General features: G+C 66.8%; 4 protein-coding genes. All 4 read right to left on the bottom strand.

Annotated elements, in window-relative coordinates; all coding sequences use genetic code 11:
• Window positions 1–993, bottom strand: a 993-nt coding sequence (locus AC1D12_RS29090) for an IscS subfamily cysteine desulfurase (RefSeq protein ID WP_477844629.1), incomplete at its 3' end; no start/stop codon positions are given.
• 47 nt (window positions 994–1,040) lie between these two features.
• A complete protein-coding gene (locus tag AC1D12_RS29085; RefSeq protein ID WP_047502971.1) occupies window positions 1,041–1,577 on the bottom strand; it encodes a Fe-S cluster assembly transcription factor in 537 nt (178 codons plus the stop codon).
• Window positions 1,578–1,768: 191 nt separating this feature from the next.
• Entirely contained in the window at window positions 1,769–2,269 is a 501-nt protein-coding gene (locus AC1D12_RS29080) for a low molecular weight protein-tyrosine-phosphatase (RefSeq protein ID WP_477844627.1), read from the bottom strand.
• Window positions 2,266–3,184 (bottom strand): helicase-related protein (locus AC1D12_RS29075; protein WP_477844625.1); only part of this gene is annotated, 919 nt, incomplete at its 5' end. The genes AC1D12_RS29075 and AC1D12_RS29080, both read right to left, overlap by 4 nt.

The following is a 3,184-nucleotide window of genomic DNA, read 5'->3' as shown; positions in this document are numbered from 1 at the left end:
GGTGCAGGCCGAGCCCGACGACACCGCGATGCCCTTGATGCCCATGATCAACGATTCGCCTTCGACGAAGTTGAACGACATGTTCACGTTGTGYGGCACGCGCCGCTCGGCGTGGCCGTTCAGGAAGGTCTGCTCGATGTCCTTCAGGCCGTTGATCAGCCGCTGCTGCAGCATGCGGATGCGCTCGTTGTCGGCACCCATCTCGGCGCGCGCGATGCGGTAAGCCTCGCCCATGCCRACGATCTGGTGCGTCGCGAGCGTGCCCGAGCGCATGCCGCGCTCGTGGCCGCCACCGTGCATCTGCGCCTCGATGCGCACACGCGGCTTGCGGCGCACGTACAGCGCGCCGATGCCCTTCGGGCCGTAGGTCTTGTGCGAGGCCAGGCTCATCAGGTCGACCGGCAGCGCGGCCAGGTCGATCTCCACCTTGCCGGTGGCCTGCGCCGCATCGACGTGGAAGATGATGCCGCGCTCGCGGCACATCGCGCCGATCGCCGGGATGTCCTGGATCACGCCGATCTCGTTGTTGACGAACAGCACCGAGACCAGGATGGTGTCGGGGCGCATCGCCGCCTTCAGCTTGTCGAGGTCGAGCAGGCCGTCTTCCTGCACGTCGAGGTAGGTCACCTCGAAGCCCTGGCGCTCCAGCTCGCGCATCGTGTCGAGCACGGCCTTGTGCTCGGTCTTCAGCGTGATCAGGTGCTTGCCGCGCGTCTTGTAGAACTGCGCGGCACCCTTCAGCGCCAGGTTGATGGATTCGGTCGCACCCGAGGTCCAGACGATCTCGCGCGGATCGGCGCCCACCAGCGCCGCGACCTGCTCGCGCGCCTTCTCGACCGCCGCTTCCGCCTCCCACCCCCACGCATGGCTGCGTGACGCCGGGTTGCCGAAATGCTCGCGCAACCACGGGATCATCGCGTCGACCACGCGCTGGTCCACCGGCGTCGTCGCGCCGTAGTCCATGTAGATCGGGAAGTGGGGGGTCATGTCCATGGGAGTCAGCTACGGCAAAGAGGCAGCGAAGGGTTGGTGGAGAGGCCTTACTTCGAGAACGCGGCGCCGCCGAGGGCGAAGACCGAATTCGGGGCGGTGATCTTGATCGGCTTGACGACCGGCTGCGTCGAGATCGCGCGCTTGACCGGTTGTTCCTCGATCGAGATGCCCTTGGCCAGTTGCTCGTCGACCAGCTTGCGCAGCGAGATCGAATCGAGGTACTCGATCATCTTGGAGTTCAGGCTGGCCCACAGGTCGTGCGTCATGCAACGGCCGGTGTCCTCGCCCATGCAGTTTTCCTTGCCGGCGCAACCGGTGGCATCGATCGGTTCGTCGACCGCCACGATGATGTCGGCGACGGTGACTTCCTCGGACTTGCGACCCAGCGAATAACCACCGCCGGGGCCGCGGGTGCTCTCGACGAGCCCATGGCGGCGCAGCTTGCCGAACAGCTGCTCGAGGTAGGACAGCGAGATCTGCTGGCGGGCGCTGATCGCGGCCAGCGCGACGGGGCCCGAATGCTCACGCAGAGCCAGGTCGATCATCGCGGTCACTGCAAAACGGCCTTTGGTGGTCAGACGCATGAAATTCTCCTAAGCCGATTGGGCGGCCAACAATGTCAACGAAGCAGATGAGGGCGATTTCACGCTTGTCGAGTCCCCGCTTGCCTTCCCCGGGGTAACCCTCGGTTGATCCCGAGAGGATTACTCAAGTATAGATGAAACCTAGTTTTTTGGTCGGCAATGGACCTGAAAGTTCCGTAGCGCGCATGGGGCTATTCGGGGCGCGGCAATGACAGGTGCCGGACCAGCCCGTCGCAGGCGTCCTCGACCAGGTCGAGCACGTGGTCGAACCCCTCCGGCCCGCCCTGGTAGGGGTCGGGCACGACCGGGCTCGAGAAGCGCACGCCATGCTGCGTCAGCCGCCCCAGCTTGGTGCGGTGCTGCGGCGGGCAGCGCTCCTCCAGCTCGGCGAGGTTGTCCCAGTCCATGGCCAGGATGAGGTCGAAACGCTCGAAATCAGCCCCCGTCACGACCCGCGCCCGCAGATGGGCCAGGTCGTAGCCGCGGCGCGCCGCGTGCCTGATGGAGCGCGGATCGGGCGGCTCGCCACCGTGCCACGAGTGCGTGCCGGCCGAATCGACCGCGACTGCATCGCCCAGCCCGGCCGCGCGCAGCTTGTGGCGCAGCACCGCCTCGGCGGTCGGCGAACGGCAGATGTTGCCCATGCAGACCATCAGCACCCGCACCTGCGCCCGCACCGGTGGCTGCGTCATGCCTTGCGGCCGCCGGCAGCCGGCAGCAGCACCACGTTGTCGGTGCCGGGCGCGCCGAAGGCCTGCTCGCGCAGGTGGGCCAGCTGGTCGCGCACGCGGGCCGCCTTCTCGAACTCCAGGTTGCGGGCATGCTCGAGCATCTGCTTCTCGAGCTGCTTGATGCGCTTGCCGAGGTCCTTCTCGCTCATCGCCTCGACCTCGGCCGTCTCGGCCGCGTTCTTCAGCTCGTCCTTCGCGCTCTTCTCGCTGTAGACGCCGTCGATCAGCTCGCGGATCTGCTTCTTCACGCTGCGCGGCGTGATGCCCTGCTCCAGGTTGTGCTGGATCTGCTTCGCGCGGCGCCGCTCGGTCTCGTCGATCGCGCGGCGCATCGAATCGGTCATCTTGTCGGCATACAGGATCGCCTTGCCGTTCACATTGCGCGCCGCGCGGCCGATGGTCTGGATCAGCGAGCGCTCGGCGCGCAGGAAGCCTTCCTTGTCGGCATCGAGGATCGCCACCAGCGACACCTCGGGGATGTCCAGCCCCTCGCGCAGCAGGTTGATGCCCACCAGCACGTCGAAGGTGCCGAGCCGCAGGTCGCGCAGGATCTCGACCCGCTCGACGGTGTCGATGTCGCTGTGCAGGTAGCGCACCTTGACGCCGTTGTCGCTCAGGTAGTCGGTGAGCTGCTCGGCCATGCGCTTGGTCAGCGTGGTGATCAGCACGCGCTCGTGGATCTCGACGCGCTCGCGGATCTCCTGCAGCACGTCGTCGACCTGGTGCGTGGCCGGGCGCACCTCGACGAGCGGGTCGACCAGCCCGGTCGGCCGCACCACCTGCTCGACCACCTGGCCGGCGTTGCGCTTCTCGAAGTCGGCCGGCGTCGCCGACACGAACACCACCTGGCGCATCTTCTTCTCGAACTCCTCGAAC

The sequence above is a fragment of the Rhizobacter sp. P1_G5 genome (genome assembly GCF_056405435.1).
Note: the sequence above shows the minus strand (reverse complement) of the source record. Positions and strands in the feature narration are given on the sequence as shown.